This is a genomic window from Vibrio sp. 2-2(8), from assembly GCF_963888495.1.
GTDB classification, from domain to species: domain Bacteria; phylum Pseudomonadota; class Gammaproteobacteria; order Enterobacterales; family Vibrionaceae; genus Vibrio; species Vibrio anguillarum.
Genome location: NZ_CAWPJM010000044.1, coordinates 181,477 through 201,679 on the forward strand (window position 1 = coordinate 181,477; position 20,203 = coordinate 201,679).

General features: G+C 45.1%; 15 protein-coding genes. 9 read left to right on the top strand and 6 right to left on the bottom strand.

The window, feature by feature from the left end; translation table 11 throughout:
- Positions 1 to 59: 59 nt before the first annotated feature.
- Positions 60 to 1,259 (bottom strand): HNH endonuclease signature motif containing protein, encoded by a 1,200-nt coding sequence (locus AACV12_RS11995; RefSeq protein ID WP_094125733.1) that lies wholly within the window; start codon positions 1,257 to 1,259, stop codon positions 60 to 62.
- Positions 1,260 to 1,868: 609 nt separating this feature from the next.
- Between AACV12_RS11995 and AACV12_RS12000 the strand changes: the two genes are divergently transcribed.
- The gene (locus AACV12_RS12000; protein WP_170900432.1) at positions 1,869 to 5,606 is read left to right on the top strand and encodes a M66 family metalloprotease; all 3,738 of its coding nucleotides are present in this window, start codon (positions 1,869 to 1,871) and stop codon (positions 5,604 to 5,606) included.
- Between the two features lie 104 nt (positions 5,607 to 5,710).
- Here AACV12_RS12000 and AACV12_RS12005 read toward each other — a convergent pair whose 3' ends face one another.
- From AACV12_RS12005 to pabB, 4 genes are all read right to left on the bottom strand, one after another.
- Positions 5,711 to 7,072: an L-serine ammonia-lyase gene (locus AACV12_RS12005; RefSeq protein ID WP_013856773.1), complete on the bottom strand. Its 1,362-nt coding sequence runs from the start codon at positions 7,070 to 7,072 to the stop codon at positions 5,711 to 5,713.
- A 101-nt stretch (positions 7,073 to 7,173) separates the two neighbouring features.
- Positions 7,174 to 8,427, bottom strand: a complete 1,254-nt coding sequence (locus tag AACV12_RS12010) for an aromatic amino acid transport family protein (RefSeq protein ID WP_017047579.1) — start codon at positions 8,425 to 8,427, stop codon at positions 7,174 to 7,176.
- A 299-nt stretch (positions 8,428 to 8,726) separates the two neighbouring features.
- Positions 8,727 to 9,356: a CoA pyrophosphatase gene (locus AACV12_RS12015; protein WP_017044764.1), complete on the bottom strand. Its 630-nt coding sequence runs from the start codon at positions 9,354 to 9,356 to the stop codon at positions 8,727 to 8,729.
- 65 nt (positions 9,357 to 9,421) lie between these two features.
- Positions 9,422 to 10,813 carry an aminodeoxychorismate synthase component I gene (gene pabB, locus AACV12_RS12020; RefSeq protein WP_170900382.1) on the bottom strand — a complete coding sequence of 464 codons (1,392 nt, stop codon included), beginning with the start codon at positions 10,811 to 10,813 and terminating at the stop codon, positions 9,422 to 9,424.
- Positions 10,814 to 10,989: 176 nt separating this feature from the next.
- Here pabB and AACV12_RS12025 point away from each other — a divergent pair, with 176 nt between their 5' ends.
- The 8 genes from AACV12_RS12025 (at position 10,990) to AACV12_RS12060 (ending at position 19,258) form a co-directional block, all read left to right on the top strand.
- The gene (locus AACV12_RS12025) at positions 10,990 to 12,510 is read left to right on the top strand and encodes a fumarate hydratase (RefSeq protein ID WP_010320695.1); all 1,521 of its coding nucleotides are present in this window, start codon (positions 10,990 to 10,992) and stop codon (positions 12,508 to 12,510) included.
- 103 nt (positions 12,511 to 12,613) lie between these two features.
- The gene (locus AACV12_RS12030; RefSeq protein ID WP_010320694.1) at positions 12,614 to 12,799 is read left to right on the top strand and encodes a hypothetical protein; all 186 of its coding nucleotides are present in this window, start codon (positions 12,614 to 12,616) and stop codon (positions 12,797 to 12,799) included.
- 145 nt (positions 12,800 to 12,944) lie between these two features.
- The gene (locus tag AACV12_RS12035) at positions 12,945 to 14,324 is read left to right on the top strand and encodes a YcjX family protein (protein ID WP_170900383.1); all 1,380 of its coding nucleotides are present in this window, start codon (positions 12,945 to 12,947) and stop codon (positions 14,322 to 14,324) included.
- A complete protein-coding gene (locus AACV12_RS12040) occupies positions 14,321 to 15,346 on the top strand; it encodes a YcjF family protein (RefSeq protein WP_170900384.1) in 1,026 nt (341 codons plus the stop codon). The genes AACV12_RS12035 and AACV12_RS12040 overlap by 4 nt, the downstream gene beginning before the upstream one ends.
- Before the next feature lie 122 nt (positions 15,347 to 15,468).
- Positions 15,469 to 17,013, top strand: a complete 1,545-nt coding sequence (gene tyrR / locus AACV12_RS12045; RefSeq protein WP_170900385.1) for a transcriptional regulator TyrR — start codon at positions 15,469 to 15,471, stop codon at positions 17,011 to 17,013.
- A complete protein-coding gene (rimJ, locus tag AACV12_RS12050) occupies positions 17,010 to 17,591 on the top strand; it encodes a ribosomal protein S5-alanine N-acetyltransferase (RefSeq protein WP_017043610.1) in 582 nt (193 codons plus the stop codon). Before tyrR ends, rimJ begins: the two co-directional genes overlap by 4 nt.
- Positions 17,592 to 17,656: 65 nt before the next feature.
- The gene (locus AACV12_RS12055; protein WP_010320690.1) at positions 17,657 to 18,130 is read left to right on the top strand and encodes a DUF2947 domain-containing protein; all 474 of its coding nucleotides are present in this window, start codon (positions 17,657 to 17,659) and stop codon (positions 18,128 to 18,130) included.
- A 141-nt stretch (positions 18,131 to 18,271) separates the two neighbouring features.
- A complete protein-coding gene (locus AACV12_RS12060; protein WP_170900386.1) occupies positions 18,272 to 19,258 on the top strand; it encodes a GGDEF domain-containing protein in 987 nt (328 codons plus the stop codon).
- Positions 19,259 to 19,268: 10 nt separating this feature from the next.
- Here the strand turns inward: AACV12_RS12060 and AACV12_RS12065 are convergent, their stop codons facing one another.
- Positions 19,269 to 20,123 (bottom strand): EamA family transporter, encoded by an 855-nt coding sequence (locus AACV12_RS12065; RefSeq protein WP_026028721.1) that lies wholly within the window; start codon positions 20,121 to 20,123, stop codon positions 19,269 to 19,271.
- Positions 20,124 to 20,203: the final 80 nt, after the last annotated feature.

The following is a 20,203-nucleotide window of genomic DNA, read 5'->3' on the forward strand; positions in this document are numbered from 1 at the left end:
TAAATAACAAGTAGATAGGCACTATCACCGCGCCTATCTACTTACCCAATATAAAGAGCCTAATAACCCCAAATTTGGCTTACATATTCAGGATGATCGATATAGGGATTTCGGTTACCTTGAAATTGATAAACGGCGTCATTGCGCTGGCGTTCTTTAGCACTCACAGGATCTTCTTGGTGCCAACGCTTTAGCATCGCCAGAGCCCAAGCTTCAAAAACCACCGTGCTAGTACCATCAAGTATGGCATCAGCGTTGTCAGTATTTCCTTGCCAGCTGCCGATACGGTTCTCGTAGCGGGTTGCTATGTAAAAATAGGCGCGCGCTAGATCGCCTTTAAATTCATCAATAGGCTCAAATACGGTGCCATTATAACCTAGCGTATTGCTTGCACTGCCAAGTTTTGAACCATTACTTGAGGTATAAGTGATATGACCAACTTCGCCAAATGGCCAGTTACTGCGTTTTGCATTAACAAAACCATCAGTGGCAAACAAGTGGTGACCGTCGGAATTCATTGGCTCAACGCTGCCCCCAAACCAACTTTTAGGAAATGAGTGTTCCCTATTGTAACAATCGCCTTCTCGTCGATACTGACCACACTGATCGCTGACTTTAGTAAAACTAACACTGTCGTTGTTGTCAGGTTTCTCAGAATAGATATCTAACATTGAACCGTCATTCTCATAGTAGTTATCTATGTCTGCATTTTGTAATAGTGTCCAAATTGCGGAATAACCGCGGCTATTATGATTCTTTATGATGTTGTATAAGGCCGTTTTTAGTTCAAAACCTGTTTTTCCTATCGCGGCTTGATAATAGTCATGGTTAGCGGGAGGTGTTGATTCACCAAGTAATAAGCTGTTTGATTGGTTGTATTGAAATTCTCCACCAGAGGCCAGTATTTCCGAGCCTTTGGCTAAGGAATAAAGGCCATTGCCAGAGCCACAGCAAATACCATCACCATAACTGTCATGGATGGTGAATTGATATTCACCATCCGATAAGCATATTTCTTGGCTATAAGATGTGGAGTCTGAGTAATTATTACCCGCATAAATAACCTGTGAGAGGCTGTTTTTTATTTCCCAACTTGTTTCAGAAGCATATTGATCGGTGGTTAAATTCAGAGTCAGGTTGTGAGCGCGACATGTCACATGGCTTGATGGTTGCTCAGCGTTACTATTTTCTGTCTGCGCACTGGTAAGGGGAGAGCAAAGCAGTGCCAGTAGGGTAAGGTATGAAATTTTCGTTGTCATAATTTTCTCATTGGATAGTTAAATCGCAACTAAGATAACCATTTGCTCAGTCAATAAATTAAACCTATATCGCATTTTAATTTGTTATGTATGTGATGTTTCATTATTTATGCAGGAGATCTCACGTTCAGAAGGCTGTGCAAAAAGGTGTTCATAAAAACCTACGCAGTCTGCATATATACAATCTCTTTTCTTACCGCGACTGACACGCTGCCGTTTAGTCAATATCTGTGCGATAAAATTGCCAAAAAAGTTGATCGCTTAATCCTCTCAATGCTCATGAACAATCGTAATCATGTGCGTGTTATATTCTTAAGTATCATTGTTTCTGATTGATTTTAATAAAATTATTTATTGTTTGTATGCATTTTTGTTGCACATTTTTTCGCGTGAATTCTCACTTTCAAGACGTCAACCTCATTGGGTTGGAACCCTTATCTCGTTACGGACATAGTGATTCTATCGAAATGAAATTAGGTAACTAATAATGAATCGGTAACCCAGTTGTCTATATCCGGAATCGATTGTTGCTTAACCAGCGTAGATTTCGTGGGTTGCTGCTGCTGAAATTCAGGCACGTCACTATAAACTAAAATGAGCAATCCAATGATGAATAAGAAACCATTAACGCTTCTGGTAGCAGGGCTACTGGGAAGCGCACCCGTTTGGGCGCAAAATGAGCTCACCTTGATCCAGATCGGGGAAAAAATCGTCGAGCGATTAGAATCGATTAAAGCGACCGCCGAACGTGGAGAAGGGGTGTTTGAACGCAACGGTGAGCGTTGGATCCACTATAAAGGCTTCGATTATCGGCTTAGTTACAAAAATGATCTGCAATTCCCCTTTATACCTTATCAAAGTGGCGATGATACGCCTTATCGCAATGTGATCGATTTTGTCGATCAGAGCTGGGAATTCATGGTGTACGACGGCGGTTTTTATCTGATGAGCCGCGAATTTGGTGTTTACGAATCGGACGAGCAGGGCTGCTTTGTGGAATACATTCCTGCGGCACACGGGTCTAAGCGCGCCGATGGTAGCTACATTTGGCAACGTGATGTCATCTATCGTACCGAAACCTCTGATTGTGGTGCGTTAGTGAAGCCAGAGATTACCTCGTTAACCGTCTCGAGCCTGTCTGATGTCGGTGTGTCATTTGACTGGCTTGGGCAAAATGAAGCCGATAAGACTCAGCTCACCTTAATCAATTTGAGTGATGCGAAGGATGTTCGCCGCTATGATTCGGTTTCTGCGGGCTTTTTTATCGGTGACCTTAAGCCTGGCACATCATATGAGATGGTGTTGAACTCGTGTAATCCAGTGGATTGTGCTGAGCCCAAGGTAGTGCGCTTTACTACTCAAGATGCTCGAGTCGGTTTTGCCGATGAAATCCCAACCCCGAACCATTTGCAAGGCAGTTTAGAGGGTGGGTTGGGCATTACTCAAACCCATACATCAGTCGCGCCGAATAGCAATGAGTTAACTGGTCAAGGTCATTTGGACGTGATCATGAACCGTGAAGCGATGCTGCTGTTTACCGCGCAACAAGGGGAAGAGATTAACCAAGTTCGCGCCGAAGTGTTCCTCGATGGCGAATTAGTTCACAGCGCATTGATGCTACCACCTAGTGCATTAGCAGCCTCGGATCAGCCGGACAATGGTCGTATGAAGGTGGTGTTCTCTCATCACGCTTGGTCACTGCCGCTGCAATGGAACTGGATGAAGCCGGAGCTCTCACTGCGCTTGACCGACAACTTAGGCCGTGAAGGTGTGCTCAGCCAAGGAGACATCCAGTTTGGTGGTGCGCCTGAGTTGGTGATTCAAAATATCGACATGGGCATGCTGACTCAACCGCGTAACCACAATACGATGATTCAAAATCTTCCAACTTTGGCCGCGGATTATTTCCAAAAAATACCCGCGTCTAAATTGGTGATGGCTGACTACACTCCTGCCTATTTTCCTGTTGTCACTATGCCAAATGGTGTGGTGTACACCGATAAGAGCGCGAGTACGGGTGGTTGGCACAGCGGCGATATGCGTGAAGCGATCGGTAAAGCGTTGGTCTCTACTGGTGTTAACAACGCCAACGTCGGCATTGTGAGTAGTGCGGGTTATTCGCAGCAATACAACCGCCGCTACAACCACATTACCGCACACACCAACGTCGGGGTGTATACCAGAGAAGGTACAGATTTAGCTCAAGTTGTGGTTCATGGCGGCAGTGGCGGTGGCGGTAAAGTAACCCTGCAAAATACTACCGGCAATGAATGGTCCCATGAACTGGGCCATAACTATGGGCTTGGCCACTACCCATATATGGCGTCGATTCACGATATGGAATCTGGCTGGGGTTGGGATGCGTTCCAGCAACGCTTTATCGGTAACCTGCACTGGAAAGGCGATGTCTACACCCAACAGCAAGGTGACGATATTGTGCCACCGTTTAAAGATGCGTTCCGTTTCCTGCGTGATGCACAAAATGGCGGTGAACAAGAGTACGTGGGCACCATCAGCCGCTTTACCTTGGAGCATCCGGCTCAGTCACGCAAAGCACAGCGTTGGATGAACAACGGTTTTAACCTTGCTAGCAACAGCCCAAGCGGTTATGTGCAGTGGGATCAGAGTACTCAACGTTATGAAGCGGTAGAAACCGATACACCGAAACCGCAGCAAGTGGGCGTACCCGTAGTTACTTTATTAGGGATTTACGATCCGCAGAATGAGAACCCTAGCCAAATCTATCCTCTGATTTACTCGAATTATGGCAACGTGTTTGAGCTGCCACAGCCAGATCAAGGGGATTATCAGTTGGAAGGTTGGCAAGCGGTGGCGAACCTGACTCAGGCACAGCTCGATAGCGATATTTGGCAAACATTACGCATAGATGGTGAGCAGCAACGTTTGTGTAAGTTTACTTTCCAAGCGACCAATGGCGATAGATCGCAGTTTGTCGGTGGGGTTGAACCCAGTACCGACCGTTGTTCTGTTGGACGCGATGTGACATGGAACATCAACGTGAACATGACCTCTGCGCAAGGCGAGTATGAATTGCTTTCCAAGTATGGCCACGGAGCGGTGACTTACACACCGACGGTCGATGTCGGTGAAGTGAGCCTATGTACACTCAATAAGTCTGGAAATGATCACGATGGAGCTGGATTTGTCGTCGGTAATCACTGTGAACAGGTTGCAGGTGTGATGCATAAAAATGGCCAAACGTGGCGCTATGCCATTCGTGGCGATGAAGTGTTGCGTCCTACTTACCAGGTTCAGGGCCAGTGTCAGTTGGATGTTGAATTTGCAGATGGGATCCGCGAACAAGTTCGATTGAGTGCTTCTCGCCACGCTGGCAATGAAAGTAACAAGTTCCACGTTAACTTATCGATGGAGAATGGAGTACCAACTCAAGTGAGTTTGCATTGTTCGGATCGCGGTGGTGAAACAGAACTGACTCGAATGACGCCAGATCAGAACCCGCCGCTGGATAAGCTCAAAGGCCCAATCATCATTGGCCAAGAGTACGGTTACAGCCAAGTGGTCGATATGACACCAACCTTCGCACAGAATGAAACTCTGTTGAACACGGATTTTGCAACGATCGCTGAGTTTGATGCTTTTGTGGCCGAACACTATGGGCGTGGCGCTCTAAACAATGGCGTGACGAAAGCGGAGCGCCGAGCGGGGGCATTGTATGTCCACCCGAACCCAGAAACGGGCATGCGTGATTACTTTGTAATGCGTATGGTAGATGCTGGCGCGTTCCCGGCCGATCAAACCAGTAATCAAGGTTGGAAATACCTCGGTTCGGCAGATCGCTATGTGAACTTTGCTTTCAACCCAATCAAGCTCAATAGAGCGGCTGGTGTGAGCATTGAAGCGCGTGTACAAAGCTATTTTGGTGTATCTCGCTTATTGACATGGGATGAGCGTACCTCAACCACTTGGGATAAGGCGCAAAATGCGGTGTTTGTTGGGCAAATCGATGGTGAAAACCATTACTTTATCCAAAAACGCCCAGGAGAGGGGGAAGCTTTCCCGATGCTTGGAGAGTCAAACCTAGATTGGGTTTATCTTGGCAGCGACAGCACCATTCAAGCTTATCTTGCGGAATTAAATCGTGATTTAGCAAGCTTTGAACGTTCGTTACTGGAGTGGTATCAACAAGATGCGATGGGTGTGTGGGGCAGTGATGGCCAGCGTGGTCAAGTGAACGATATTTATCAATACGCTTTCCGTGGCGGCTATCATTATTACCGCTTGAAAGTGACTAAGTACGGTTATTTCCCTTACCCAACCGATCCCAATCCAACCAACAGTAGCTGGGAATATCTCGGTCAGTTTTAAGTTCCTCACGGGATCGTGAGGTAAAGTCGTAAAATGCGCCACTCGCTGTTAAGCGAGTGGCGTTAAGTTTTAATGAACGAGGTTTTTAAATAGGTAGGTGCTCGTTAGCAAACGACTTTAATCGCTAAACCACCTTGGGACGTTTCACGATATTTGGCGTTCATATCTTTACCTGTCTCAAGCATGGTTTCGATCACTTTATCAAGCGAAACACGAGGTGCCGATGAGCGGCGTAGCGCCATCCGCGTTGCGTTGATCGCTTTCACTGCAGCAATACCATTGCGCTCGATACAAGGCACTTGTACTTGTCCCGCGACAGGGTCACAGGTTAAGCCCAAGTTATGTTCCATCGCAATTTCAGCGGCCATGCAAACTTGTTCAGGGCTTCCACCCATCAGTTCTGCAAGGCCCGCGGCTGCCATCGAACAGGCAACACCTACTTCACCTTGACAACCCACTTCCGCACCAGAAATAGAAGCGTTACGTTTGTAAAGCCCACCGATAGCTCCAGAGGCGGCAAAGTAACGGATATAGTCTTTTTCAGTAACGGTCTGAATGAATTTATCGTAATAGGCTAACACTGCAGGAATAATACCGCATGCGCCATTAGTAGGTGCTGTCACCACACGCCCACCCGCGGCATTTTCTTCGTTCACTGCAAAAGCGTACATGTTTACCCAGTCAACGACCGCCATTGGGTCGTTGGTGGTTTTTTCTGAGGTCATTAACTGTTGACGAAGCGCTGCCGCTCGGCGTGGAACACGAAGAGGCCCTGGTAAGATACCTTCAGTATTCATACCACGGTCCATACATTCGCGCATGGTTTTCCAAATATTGGCAAAGTAAGTACGAACTTCTTCATCAGAATGCAGTGCTTTTTCGTTAGCCATAACCAGCGTACTGATGGAAAGACCACTCTCTTTGCATTGGTTCATCATCTCGTCAGCGCTAGTGAAGACATAAGGAACTTTAATTGGGTTCTCTTTTTCTTTACCAAAGTTCTCTTCATCAACGATAAAACCACCGCCGATAGAGTAGTAGGTTTTTGAGTAAACGACTTCATCATCGATCCACGCGTGGATCTGCATGCCGTTTTCGTGCAAGGATAAATTCGTTTTGTGGAAATTCATTCCACCTTCTTTAGGAAATGATACGGTATGACAGTGCATACCAACGGGAAGACGCTCGGTTTCTTCAACGCGTGCGATAAAGCCTGGAATAGCATCGATATCAACTTTCTCAGGGGTATTACCAGCAAGACCCATGATGATAGCGATATCTGTGTGGTGACCTTTCCCTGTCAGTGATAATGAACCATAAACGTCCACGGTGATTTTAGTGATGTCGCGCAATTTTCCCATTGAACGTAAATCATCAATAAACTCTTTACCCGCTTTCATCGGTCCCACTGTGTGTGAGCTTGAAGGACCAACACCGATTTTATAGATATCAAATACACTAATCATATCGATTACCTCAAAAGTAAGCCCCCCTAGCTAAGAGGGAGGCTCATTATTATAGTTATGTTCTGTATGCAGTATTCATGACGGTTGATATAACCACCAGATTAAAGAGCGCCGTAGATTACAGAAGTAATAGCAGCAAGACCACAGATAGTTGTGAAAATCTGTACTGGTGCTGAAGTCTTGAACTTCGCCATTGCAGGGATCTTGTGCATTGCAAATACAGGCAGCAGGAACAAGATGCCAGCAATCATCGGTGCGCCCATGGTTTCAATCATGCCTAGGATGCTTGGGTTTACAATCGTTACGATCCAAGTTGTCAACACGATGAAGATCAGTGACATTTTTTCAATCTTGCTTACTGAGCTATTTGAGCGAGATTTAATCAAACCAACTAGGCCTTCATGTGCCCCTAAAAAGTGACCAAAGTAGCTAGAGGTAATCGCTGCAAAGGCAACAAGAGGACCCATGTAAGAGATGATTGGTGATTCATGGATGTTTGCTAGGTAAGAAAGCACAGAAATGTTTTGCTCTTTTGCTAACGCGAGTTGCTCTGGCGACAGAGACAGCACAACAGAAAACACGAAGAACATCACAAAACCCATCAGCATCATGGCCGAGCCACCAGTGATCATATCGGTTTTCTTAACCGCGTTGTCACCATGTTGTAGGCGTTGCTCTTTAGAGAACTGGCTAATGATTGGGCTGTGGTTGAATGAAAACACAATGATAGGAATTGCAAGCCAAACGATGGTTGGCATCGCAGACCAATCAGGTGCGACTTCAATCATAGAGGTGTTCCACTCTGGAATAAGGTAGAAAGAAAGTGCTAATAAAATGAAAACCAATGGATACACCATGGCAGACGTTGCTTTTAGCATCAGCTCTTTACCAAATACTACGCCAGCCGTCATTGCCACAATCAGCGCACCAGAAAGTAACCAACGAGGAATCGATTCCATGCCAACTTGGTTTACAAGGAAGGAATCAACGGTGTTTGTGATACCAACGCCGTAGATAAGAACGATAGGGTAGATGGCGAAAAAGTATGCGAACGTAATAAGGTTTGCGCCAGTTTTACCAAAATGCTCTTCTACTGTGTCAGTAATATCAGAATCAACATTTTTTGAAGAAAGAACAAAGCGAGCTAAGCCTTTATGTGCGAACCAAGTCATTGGCGCCGCAATTAGGGCTAACATTACTAATGGCCAAAAACCACCCGCACCAGCTTTAATTGGAAGGAAAAGTACACCGGCACCAACGGCTGTACCAAAAAGTGAAAGACACCAAGTGAAATCTTTATAAGTCCACTTGCTAGAGGATTGTACGGCAGATGCCGACGAAGTTGTTGTGTTCATATTGTATTACTCATTTTTGGGAACAGGAAATAAGTCGAGCGCATTTTGCATAATTTTCTCATTCGAAAACTAGATCTAAATCATGTAACGTTCTGGCTTATTGAATGATATGTCAAAAACCCATTTTTGATCACGAAAATGGCGTGCTACATGTGAGTAATGTTAATGATTTGGATTAGTAAAAGTTATCAATATAATGCTTCGATTAACATTTATTCATGCCAAACGTTTGCTTTTGGGTGGGATAAGGAAAAATAATCATCCGTGTTATTTAAACTTATGGTTGGATAGTTTGAATATTAATGAGGTTGAATAACTTGTTTTTGCAAAACATGGATGATCTGCGCTGTCATCCCCCAAATAAAATGATGTTGATAAGGGATGGCGAAAACGCGATGTCGTTGATTTTTTACTTGAAATAATTCGCTATAGAGTTTGTTTCGATCAAACAGATGGTGGGCGGGAACTTCAAATATTTCGTCCACTTCATTGGTATCAATAATGGCCTTGTAATTGGGGTTGATAAAAGCAAGAAAGGGCGTCACTACAAATTTACTGACGGTAACCAATTCAGGCAGTTGCCCAAAAATAGTAATGTCGTTTGCTAAAATTCCAATTTCTTCTCTTACTTCACGAAGCGCAGTGATCTGCAGCGAGCCATCGACTTCCTCATATTTCCCGCCAGGAAAACTGATTTGTCCCGGATGATGTTTAAGGTGCGCAGCTCTCTTGGTTAATACCACATTTAAACCATTCTTCCGCTCAACAAAACCAATTAACACTGAAGCCTTGCGTAAGGTTTGAGGAGCAAGGTGTGCCACACGACGGATAGATTCTTCATGATAAGGCACAGGTTGTTGCAACTGAAAGCGCTGGATAAGCCGATCTTTTGTCAAGGGGGTCGCAGTCTGTACGCTGTTTCTCTTCATTTTCGTTACCTACTCGAATTTTGCGTCTATCTCTTTTTAGCCTAGTTCAATAAACCTTGGAAAGGTTAACGAGAATGTTCAAGCACAGGTAAAATGCGGCTCAGTTTATCCAGTGTCTCTTGATATTCAAGCTCACACTGACTATCGGCAACAATACCGCCACCAGCCCAAACGTGCAGTTGTTGCTTCTCTGCCACCAAAGTTCGGATAGCAATACTGCTGTCCATTGTCCCGTGGCGGCTAATATAGCCGATGCTGCCACAGTAAGCGCTACGGCGGTGAGGCTCTAACTCCTCAATAATTTCCATTGCACGTACTTTTGGTGCGCCAGTAATTGAGCCTCCTGGGAAGCTGGCTCTTAATAGATCGGCCGCGCAATAGGCGGAATCAAGTTCTGCGCGAATGGTACTCACAAGGTGATGCACGGCAGGAAAACTTTCAATATCGAACAGCTTAGGCACATGTACAGACCCCGGTTTTGCCACACGGCCAACATCATTTCGTAATAGGTCAACGATCATCAAGTTTTCTGCTTGATCTTTTTCTGCGCAAGCAAGGTCTGCCGCGTTAGCGGCGTCAATGCTGGGGTTATCGCTTCTTGGTCGGGTGCCTTTTATCGGCTTAGTTTCGATGATGTTGTGTTTGACCTGCATAAAACGTTCGGGAGAGACACTCAAAATCGCTGACTCCTCTAAGCGAATAAAAGCCGAAAATGGTGCGCAATTAAACGCTTCCAGTTTTTGATAAGCTTGCCATTCACTGCCTTCATAATGCGCTTGAAAACGCTGTGCAAGGTTGATTTGATAACAATCACCACTGAGCAAATAGTGCTGGATTTGCTCAAATTTCCGTTGGTAGCTCTCTTTACTCATGTTGGATTGCCAATCAGAGCGTAATGCAAAATGGCCGTTGTTTTTGGAGTTCTGAGCATTGAGCCATTGCCATGCTTCATCAATATGATTGCCCACCACGTAGGCGGCTTGGTGCAAATGATCAACGACCACAGCCCATTGATAGAGACCAATCGCCATATCAGGTGTGGATAGATCGTGCTCAGCAAGCGTTGGAATTCGTTCTATCTGCCGCCCTAAGTCATAAGCAAAATAACCGAGTGCACCGCCCACGAAAGGAAGGTCCATATCGCTTTGAACATCGGGCAAATACTGCTGCTGCAACTGTTTGAGCAGTTGGAATGGGTCTACCTGAGAGTCATAACGAGACTGCGGTTCGCATACCGTCGTTTTATCCCCTTGTGTCACTAAGGTGACCAGTGGTTCAGCGACTAAAATATCAAAACGGCTATCTATATGCGTCTTAGAGGCGGAGCGCAACAGCATGGCCCACGGGCAGTCTTCGATTTTAGAAAACAATTGGTGAGCGAGATCGACATGGTAAGTCAGTGCGTTAACTTGGATATGATTGAATTCGTTGTTGTTCATTTGCGTAATTTGTGACAAAGAGACCGATCACTGCATGGCGTGTTGAGTAAAGCAAGAGTATCATAAAATGCAAATTAAAAGCTGCTACTTGATTGAATCACATCAATAAGTTGATTTTTTGCTGAGAAGCTTACCGCTTATTGAATGAGGAACACGCAACAGTCAAGGGAAGCATAACAATAACGAGGCACGCAATGACGGTAATTCGCAAGCAGGATGTGATCAGCAGTGTCGCTGACGCTCTTCAATATATCTCTTACTACCACCCTCTGGATTTCATTCAAGCGCTAGAAAAGGCTTATCATCGAGAAGAGAGTCAAGCTGCGAAAGATGCGATCGCACAAATTCTCATTAACTCGCGCATGTCAGCAGAAGGGCATCGACCCATTTGCCAAGATACCGGCATCGTAACCTGTTTTGTCAACATTGGTATGAATGTGCAATGGGAGTCTGATCTCACGGTGCAAGAAATGATTGATGAAGGAGTTCGTCAAGCGTACACCAATCCAGATAACCCATTGCGCGCTTCTATATTAATGGATCCTGCTGGTAAGCGTATTAATACTAAAGACAATACGCCTGCTGTCGTTCATATCAATATGGTGCCAGGAAATAAAGTCGACATCCAAATCGCAGCCAAAGGCGGCGGCAGTGAGAACAAAACCAAGATGGTAATGCTCAATCCTTCCGATGACATTGCTGAATGGGTAGAAAAAACCGTACCCTTGATGGGGGCGGGTTGGTGTCCTCCGGGTATGCTCGGCATTGGTATTGGCGGCACCGCGGAAAAGGCGGCTGTGCTTGCTAAAGAATCACTGATGGAGCATATCGATATTCAAGAACTGATTGATCGTGGTCCACAAAATGCGGAAGAAGAACTGCGGTTAGATATTTTTAACCGCGTGAACCGTTTAGGCATTGGTGCGCAAGGGCTTGGTGGCTTAACCACCGTTGTGGATGTAAAAATCAAAACAGCGCCGACTCACGCCGCGTCTAAACCTGTTTGTATGATCCCTAACTGCGCGGCGACCCGCCATGTTCACTTTACGCTAGACGGCACGGGCCCTGCTGAACTTACACCACCAAAGCTAGAAGATTGGCCACAAATTGTGTGGGACGCAGGAGCAAGCGCGCGCCGCGTCAACCTTGATGCGGTCACTAAAGAAGAGGTTCAAGAGTGGAAAACCGGTGAAACACTTCTTCTTTCCGGTAAGATTTTAACCGGCCGCGATGCCGCACATAAACGACTCCAAGCAATGTTGCAAAATGGCGAAGGGCTGCCTAAAGGTGTCGATCTTAAAGGTAAATTTATCTACTACGTTGGCCCCGTTGATGCGGTGGGTGATGAAGTTGTTGGTCCAGCAGGCCCGACCACATCGACACGTATGGACAAATTTACCGACATGATGCTTGATGAAACGGGCATTATGGGGATGATAGGCAAAGCAGAGCGTGGACCTGCGACGGTGGAGTCAATCAAAAACCACAAAGCGGTCTACTTGATGGCGGTGGGTGGCGCGGCTTACTTAGTGGCGAAAGCGATTAAGAAAGCACGCGTGGTGGCATTCGAAGATTTAGGTATGGAAGCCATTTATGAATTCGAAGTTGAAGACATGCCAGTCACGGTTGCGGTGGACTCGCGTGGCGCGAATGCTCACCAAATAGGCCCAGACACATGGAAAGTGAAGATTGCCGAAGCTCAAAAGAAAGCTTAATCTGATCTCATCGCGTTCTCACGATAACTGCAGCTTAGGCTGCAGTTATCGTCTATAAATCAGTAGATAATTGAAATGCTCATTTGCAAAACTAGGAGGGTAGATGCCTCGTTTTATTAAAATATTACAAATTATTATCGCTATTGTGGTTGGGGTTTTCCTCGGCTATGACCTTATTCTACATGGCATCAGCATCTTCGATGATAAGTACGTCACAATCACCTGCGTGTTATGGGTGATGCTTGAGGCTGCATTGTTTGTGATTTATAAATTAATAGAAGATGATTGAGCCGATGTGAGCGGCTCAACACAGAACAGCGAATTTTTTGGCCAAAAAAGCCTAAGCCTCTGATTCTCGTCAGGGGCTTTTTGTTCATCTCTGATTAAGATGAATACACATAAAATAGCGTCATCAAATGAAGTGGAGTGAGTGAATGAAGCACATTCGTCGAGAAATGACTGATTTAATTAACCGTGGATTAGATTCGCACGTTCGAATTGCTGTCACGGGGTTATCGCGAGCGGGGAAAACGGCTTTTATTACCTCCTTAGTGAACCAATTACTGCACACCTCTACCCATGATAATTTACCGCTATTTTCCGCAACGCGTGACCGACGCATTGTGGGTGCAAAACGTGTCCCTCAAACTAACTTAATGGTTCCACGCTTTGCTTACGATGAAGCGATGTCACAGTTACACAGCGAACCGCCACATTGGCCTGTGCCCACTCGTGACGTCAGCGAAATTCGCCTAGCGATCAAATACAAACCTAAAAAGCGCAGTAAAAAATTATTTGGTCACACGGCCACACTTTATCTCGATATCATCGACTATCCGGGGGAATGGCTGTTGGATCTGCCTCTGCTCGAAATGACCTATGAACAGTGGTCAGAACAGCAGTTTTCAGCGCTAAGTGAACTACGTTCCTCATTAGCCGAGCCATGGCTTGAAGGGTTAGCTAAACTTGATGTAACACAAGACGCCAATGAGCAAAAGCTTACTTCACTGTCGATGCTGTTTACGGAGTATTTGCACGCGTGTAAAAATGCCGGTTTGCATTGGGTGCAACCGGGGCGTTTTGTGTTGCCGGGAGAGCTAGAAGGTGCGCCTGTTCTGCAATTTTTCCCATGCCGTAATCCGTACGGTGAAGACAAGCCGGCTCCCAATAGTAATTACAGCATGTTAAAAGCACGCTATGAAGAATACCAAAACAAGGTTGTGAAAGCTTTTTACAAAAATTATTTTGCCACGTTTGATCGGCAGATTGTGTTAGTCGATTGCTTATCTCCACTCAATGACGGCTACGACTCCTTTTTGGATATGCGTCGTGCGCTTGAACAGATTATGCATAGCTTTCGTTATGGTCGTAATGGTTTACTCAAGCGTCTGTTTGCACCCAAGATAGACAAAGTGCTGTTTGCCGCAACCAAAGCGGATCATGTCACCCCTGAACAACACCCGCATCTGGTGTCGTTACTGCAGCAGATGGTTCATCCTGCTTGGCAAAGCGCCGCCTATGAGAATATTGAGATGAGTTGCATCAGTATGGCATCGATACAGGCCACACAAGCGGGTTTTATTGATAGCGGTGAGCGCACCATTCCAGCCTTACAAGGTGTGACTCTCGATGGCGAAACCTTGACCATTTTTCCCGGCGATGTGCCGAAAAAGTTACCTAACAAAGAGTATTGGCACCATCAAGGGTTTGAATTCACCAGTTTTAAACCAAGAGCATTTAGCTGTGATGAACCTTGCCCTCATATCCGTTTAGATAAAGCGTTGGAATATTTAATTGGAGATAAGCTGAAATGAGTGATTTAAAAACCAAGCAAATCTTTAATCAAAAATTAGAACCACAACAGAAGAGTACGCCAGAGCTTACGGCTCAACAGCAGTTTCAAAATAATGAAGCCTTCATTCCAATGCCGATCAGCAATGAAGAGAGTGCTGCGGAAAAAGAGTTGGAGCAAATCATTCGTCCACCACAAGGTCGGAGATGGAGAGCTGCGGCATTAGTTATAAGCTTTGCAGGTTTAATCGGTTGGCAAGCTATCGATTCAGTTATCACGGCGATTCAATCAGCGGACTGGTTAGCATTAGGCTGGGCGGGATTTATTGCTGGTTTGGCATCGTTAGGCTTAAGTACCTTAATCAAAGAGCTGTGGAAGTTACGAGCACTTCGCCATCATTTTAGTATTCAAGAGCAAAGCGAACAGCTTATGCAAACCGACAGCGTTGGTCATGGGCTCGCGTTCTGCCAAGCTCTAGCTAAACAAAGTGGCATAAAAACCGAAAGCCCAGCCTATGATCGATGGTTAAACAGCGTCAATGCTTCACACAGCGATGCTGAAATACTCGATATGTACGATGCTATGGTGGTGAGTGAACAAGATAAACAAGCAACCAAAATCGTCTCACAATATTCAACAGAAGCGGCAGCACTAGTGGCAATTAGCCCTTTAGCCATCGCAGATATGTTGTTAGTGGCATGGCGTAATTTCACTATGATTGATCAACTGGCAAAACTGTATGGAGTGCCATTGGGTTACTGGTCTCGTCTCTCTTTATTTAAGTCCGTATTGATTAATATGGCTGCGGCAGGTGCCAGCGAACTCGCCATCGACGCCAGCATGGATCTCCTTTCTATGGATTTAGCCGGAAAGGTATCCGCGCGGGCAGGGCAAGGTTTAGGAGTGGGAATATTGACCGCTCGTCTTGGTTTGAAAACCATGGCACTGCTCAGGCCGATGGCATGGCAGCCAGACAGAAAAGTAAAATTAGGGGCGATTCGCAAACAGATCGTCGCAAGAATCGCCGCGCTTACGGTGAAATAAGCAACATTTATCAAATAATATGCCCGAATGTGAACCTCAAAACATGAGATAACTTGACGCCATACAAGGCTTGATAGAAACTACTGTCAACTTTTCCTGACACTTTTTATTAGGATTTTTAAGTGCGTCTTGAAGTCTCTTGTGAAGATAGACTCGGCCTAACCCGAGAACTGCTCGATATTCTTGCATCGAGAAACATTGATTTGCGTGGGATTGAAATCGATGTCATCGGCATTATTTACCTCAACTGCCCTGACATTGATTTTGAAACATTCAGTGAATTGATGGCTGAAATTCGCCGAATTTCTGGCGTAAAAGATGTTCGGAAAATTCAATTCATGCCCATGGAGCGGCATAACACCGAGTTAATTTCATTACTCAACAACGTGCCTGATGCGGTGCTGGCGATTGATCTGAAAGGGTTTGTTGATATGGCAAACTATTCAGCGTTATCGCTGTTTAACAAAACAGAGAAAGAGGTGATAGGGCAGCCGATTTCTGCATTATTACCTTTCTTTAACCTATCACGCTGGCTTGAAGGCAACAAAGCACGACAACGTGAGGAGATCGTGCACGATGGTCTCGATTATCTGATGGAGATGATGCCTGTTTATATTACGGGTGAGTCGAAAGAATCCACCTTGGCGAGTACCATGATGATGATTCGTTCTAAAAGCTCTAGCGGCGTCGTCGATGATGCTTTGCCCTTACACAATAACCTTGGTTTTGAACATTTTGTCGGAGTTTCTAACCGCCATAAAGCGCTCATTAGCCAAGCTAAGAAGCTGTCAATGCTTGATCAACCTTTGCTTATAGAAGGCGAAACCGGAACGGGTAAAGAGATGTTGGCCAAGGCTTGTCATAATCGCTCTCACCGTGCCTCCTTTCCTTTCTTAGTTCTGAGTTGTGCTTCAATGCCGGATGATGTTGCGGAAACGGAGTTGTTTGGTCATGCACCAGGGTCATTTAATCATCAACAAGGCCATAAAGGTATTTTTGAACAGGCGAATGGCGGCACCGTTTTTCTCGATGAAATCGGGGAGATGAGCCCTCATTTACAAATTAAACTACTGCGCTTCTTGCAAGATGGTACATTCCGCCGCGTTGGTGAGGAGCATGAAGTTCATGTTAATGTTCGTGTGATTGCCTCGACGCGTCACAAGTTGGCAGATTTAGCCGAATCAGGCGCATTTCGTGAAGATCTTTTTTATCGTCTGAATGTGTTAACTCTCCGTATTCCTACTTTGCGTGAGCGGTCTAACGACATTCAGCCATTGCTTGAACTGTTCGTGGCGAAACACATTAAGAAAATGGGTATGGTCAAACCACTACTAGCGGAAGATTTGGCGGATCAGCTCTCTCATTACCAATGGCCAGGCAACGTACGACAGTTGGACAACATGGTGCTCAGGGCGCTAACGGAGATGTCTGATAATCAGTTAACAGTGGACCTCTTCCATCTGCCGCAGCTTGAAACCGTTCATACTGGCAATACCCATGTCAATCTTGATGGCTCATTAGATGACATCATGAAAGAGTATGAATCTCAAATTTTGGAACGTTTATATCAGTCTTTCCCTTCAAGCCGTAAGTTGGCTAAGCGTTTAAACGTATCACACACCTCTATCGCCAATAAGCTACGCGACTACGGAATTAGGAAAAATTGATGCAGTCATGCAGCACCTTGTCCCAAGTATATGAAGTGGACAATGATATTTTAGTGCGAACCGCAAAACTTGAAGATGCGGAGATGATCGCCGCCTATTTTACGAGTAATCGTGAACATTTACGGCCTTGGGAACCTAAGCGAGAAGCGGCGTTTTTTGAGGCTCACGGGTGGGCACAGCGGCTGATTAAACTCGGTGAGCTGCATAAAATGCAATTAGGCTATTATTTGCTCATCATCGATATTAACAGTGGTGACATGCTTGGCACCATTTCGTTTAGTAACCTCTCGCGCTTTCCATTTTATGCTTGTAATCTCGGCTATTCGTTAGCGAAGAATGCACAAGGTAAAGGCATCATGGGCCGTGCATTAAAAATGGCGTGCCACTACATGTTTAAGGTACAAAACCTACACCGTATCATGGCTGGTTATATGCCAATCAACAAACGCAGTGAAGCGGTGTTGATGAAAATGGGCTTTCAGGCCGAAGGTCACGCTAAAAATTATTTGCTCATTGATGGCCAATGGGAAGATCACAACCTAACAGCATTGGTTAATGCTGATTGGCGCCCAAGCTAATGGCTTATCGTTTTAAAAGTAAAGCGGCTATATTCGCAAGCCAGCTAAAACATTAAGGAAATTCAATGTCGTATTTGCCTTTGGATCAATACCAAAGAAAATGGATTTTCACTCACCAATCAATGCCAGTTCCTGAGCAAGATCTGGTGCATATTAAACCCATGTCTCAAGCCAGAGCGGCTCAGTTTTGGCTGGAAAATATCAGTGCTCAAAGCCCAGATTCAGAGAGGTTAAGTTCTCAAGATTGGCCTCGTAAAGCAGGCAGTTGGATCAATGAAATCAGTTGGATGAAAGAATGGGAAAGTGACGATGAATCATTACCCGTTGATATTTTGGCCCATATTGATTGGCAAAATGACGTGACCGTTTATTTTTGTTATGAAAAGTACAATATTATCGAAACCCAATGGTCGGTATTTAAAAAATACTGGAAAAATTTCTTATTTTACGATGATGGACCAATCTTATTGGGGCGTCGCCGCGCTCAAGCGTTATGGTTTGGTTCAAATGGCAAAGTCAAATTGGGTAATAGAAAGTAACGAATAAACGAATAAAAAGCAGCCTAGGCTGCTTTTTATTCGTTCTACAGTACTCGAAAGTTATTTAATTGATACAAACTTTGTAATATCGCGCTACCCATTCTTTCCTATACTGATCATAAGAGATGTTCGGGAGGGCGCATGGACGATAAAATTCTCCAATCTGTTGTTGAAATTACGGGGCAGAAAAATGCGGTGTCATTGGGTTATTGTGTCATCAGCGCTCTAGTCGAGATGTTGCCTCTGAAATCGGCCTGCTTAGAACATTACATTGGACCTCATTCCTATGTCATTGCAAAAGCTACTATCTGTAGCCGTATACCTGGAAAATTTGAAATTAACTGGGAATATGAGGGCGAGACGGTTCCAAGCTATGGACATAACCATTCTGATATCGAGCCCAAAATAGAAGATTTAGGTACAAACGGATACCATTGCATTTACCCTATTGCGATCAACGATAGTTTTTCTGCTAGGTTGTCTCTGATTCTAAAAGTTCCGCCCAAACAATATCGAATGCTCATTGAAGGCTTTGTTAAAATTTACCAAAATTACGTTTTATTATTGCATGAAAATGAGCGTGACAAGCTGACAGGGTTGTTGAATCGAAGGACGTTAGAGGATAGGTTGCGTCTTAGCTTTGATGTGCTTCCTGAAACGGCGACAGTAGGCTCAGTGATGCCTTGGGTTGCCATCATTGATCTCGACCATTTTAAACGGATCAATGATAATTTTGGCCATCTGATTGGCGATGAAGTTTTGCTCTTGGTGGCTCAGCAAATGCAGAATTTTTTTCTTAATCAAGAACAACTGTTTCGGTTTGGAGGAGAAGAGTTCGTCATTATTTTTCCTGCCAGTGAGTATGAGGTCGTGCTAAACAGAACCGAGAGGTTTAGACAGCACATAGAGCAGTTTCGTTTTCCTCAGGTTCAACATATCACGCTTAGCATTGGTATCTGCTCTATCTCGCCAAGAGAATATCTCTCAACGATTCTAGATAGAGCAGACAAAGCACTCTACTTCGCCAAAAACCACGGCCGCAATCAAGTACAATGTTATGAAGACTTGTTGCGTAGCGGTGTATTCATTGAAAACGAAGAGGGGGACAGTAGTGCCGAACTATTTTGAACGGTTCACCTTATTTCTTCGCCGATAGCGTGCTACCCATTGAGGCAGTGATGATCATCGTAATGGCGATCCATTGCGTTAAGCTTAATTGTTCTTGAAGAATAATTAATCCAGCTAATGCGGCGATGGCGGGCTCTAAGCTCATTAACACACTAAAGTGTTGTGTAGACAAACGCTTTAAAGCCGACATTTCTAGGCAATAAGGTACCGCGCTTGAAAGAATCGCGACAGATAACGCCATAGGCAGTATTGACCACGTAAAAATAGACGCCTCTGATAATACAACGCCGATTGGAAACGCAAACAGGGCCGCAATCGTCATCCCTATCGCAACGGTTGCGCCTCCAGAACCGACACTCCCCGCCCTTTGACCAAACCATATGTAGGCTGCCCAGCATCCGCCGGCCGCTAAAGCCAGTGCAACGCCAATCGGATCAAGTGCATCGACACCCGTTAGATCGGGCAATAAAAAAACAATACCCAAAATAGCAAGCGCAACCCAAATCAGATCTTTTTTGCGTTTAGATGAGAGAAATGCAATGAGTAATGGCCCAGAAAACTCCAACGCAACCCCAATACCAAGAGGAATTCGTTCAATAGCAAAATAGAACATCAGTTGCATGCCACCTAGGCTTGCTCCGTAAATGATCATTGAGCGCCATTGTGAAAGAGAAAGTCGTAACTGCCATGGGCGAAAAATCATTAACAGTATTAATGCAGAGAGACCAACGCGCAGTGCAATTGTTCCACCTGGGCCAACAATAGGAAATAGCTGCTTGGCTAGTGACGCGCCAGATTGAATGGTGGTCATGGCCAAGAGTAGAGTTAACACAGCCAAGAATATAGGGGATTTAATCGGTCGCATGCGCATCCATATGAAATAAAAGGAACGGGCCGATTATGCCTGAAAAATAAAGGGGTTAATAGGAACAACGAGCGGTGAAT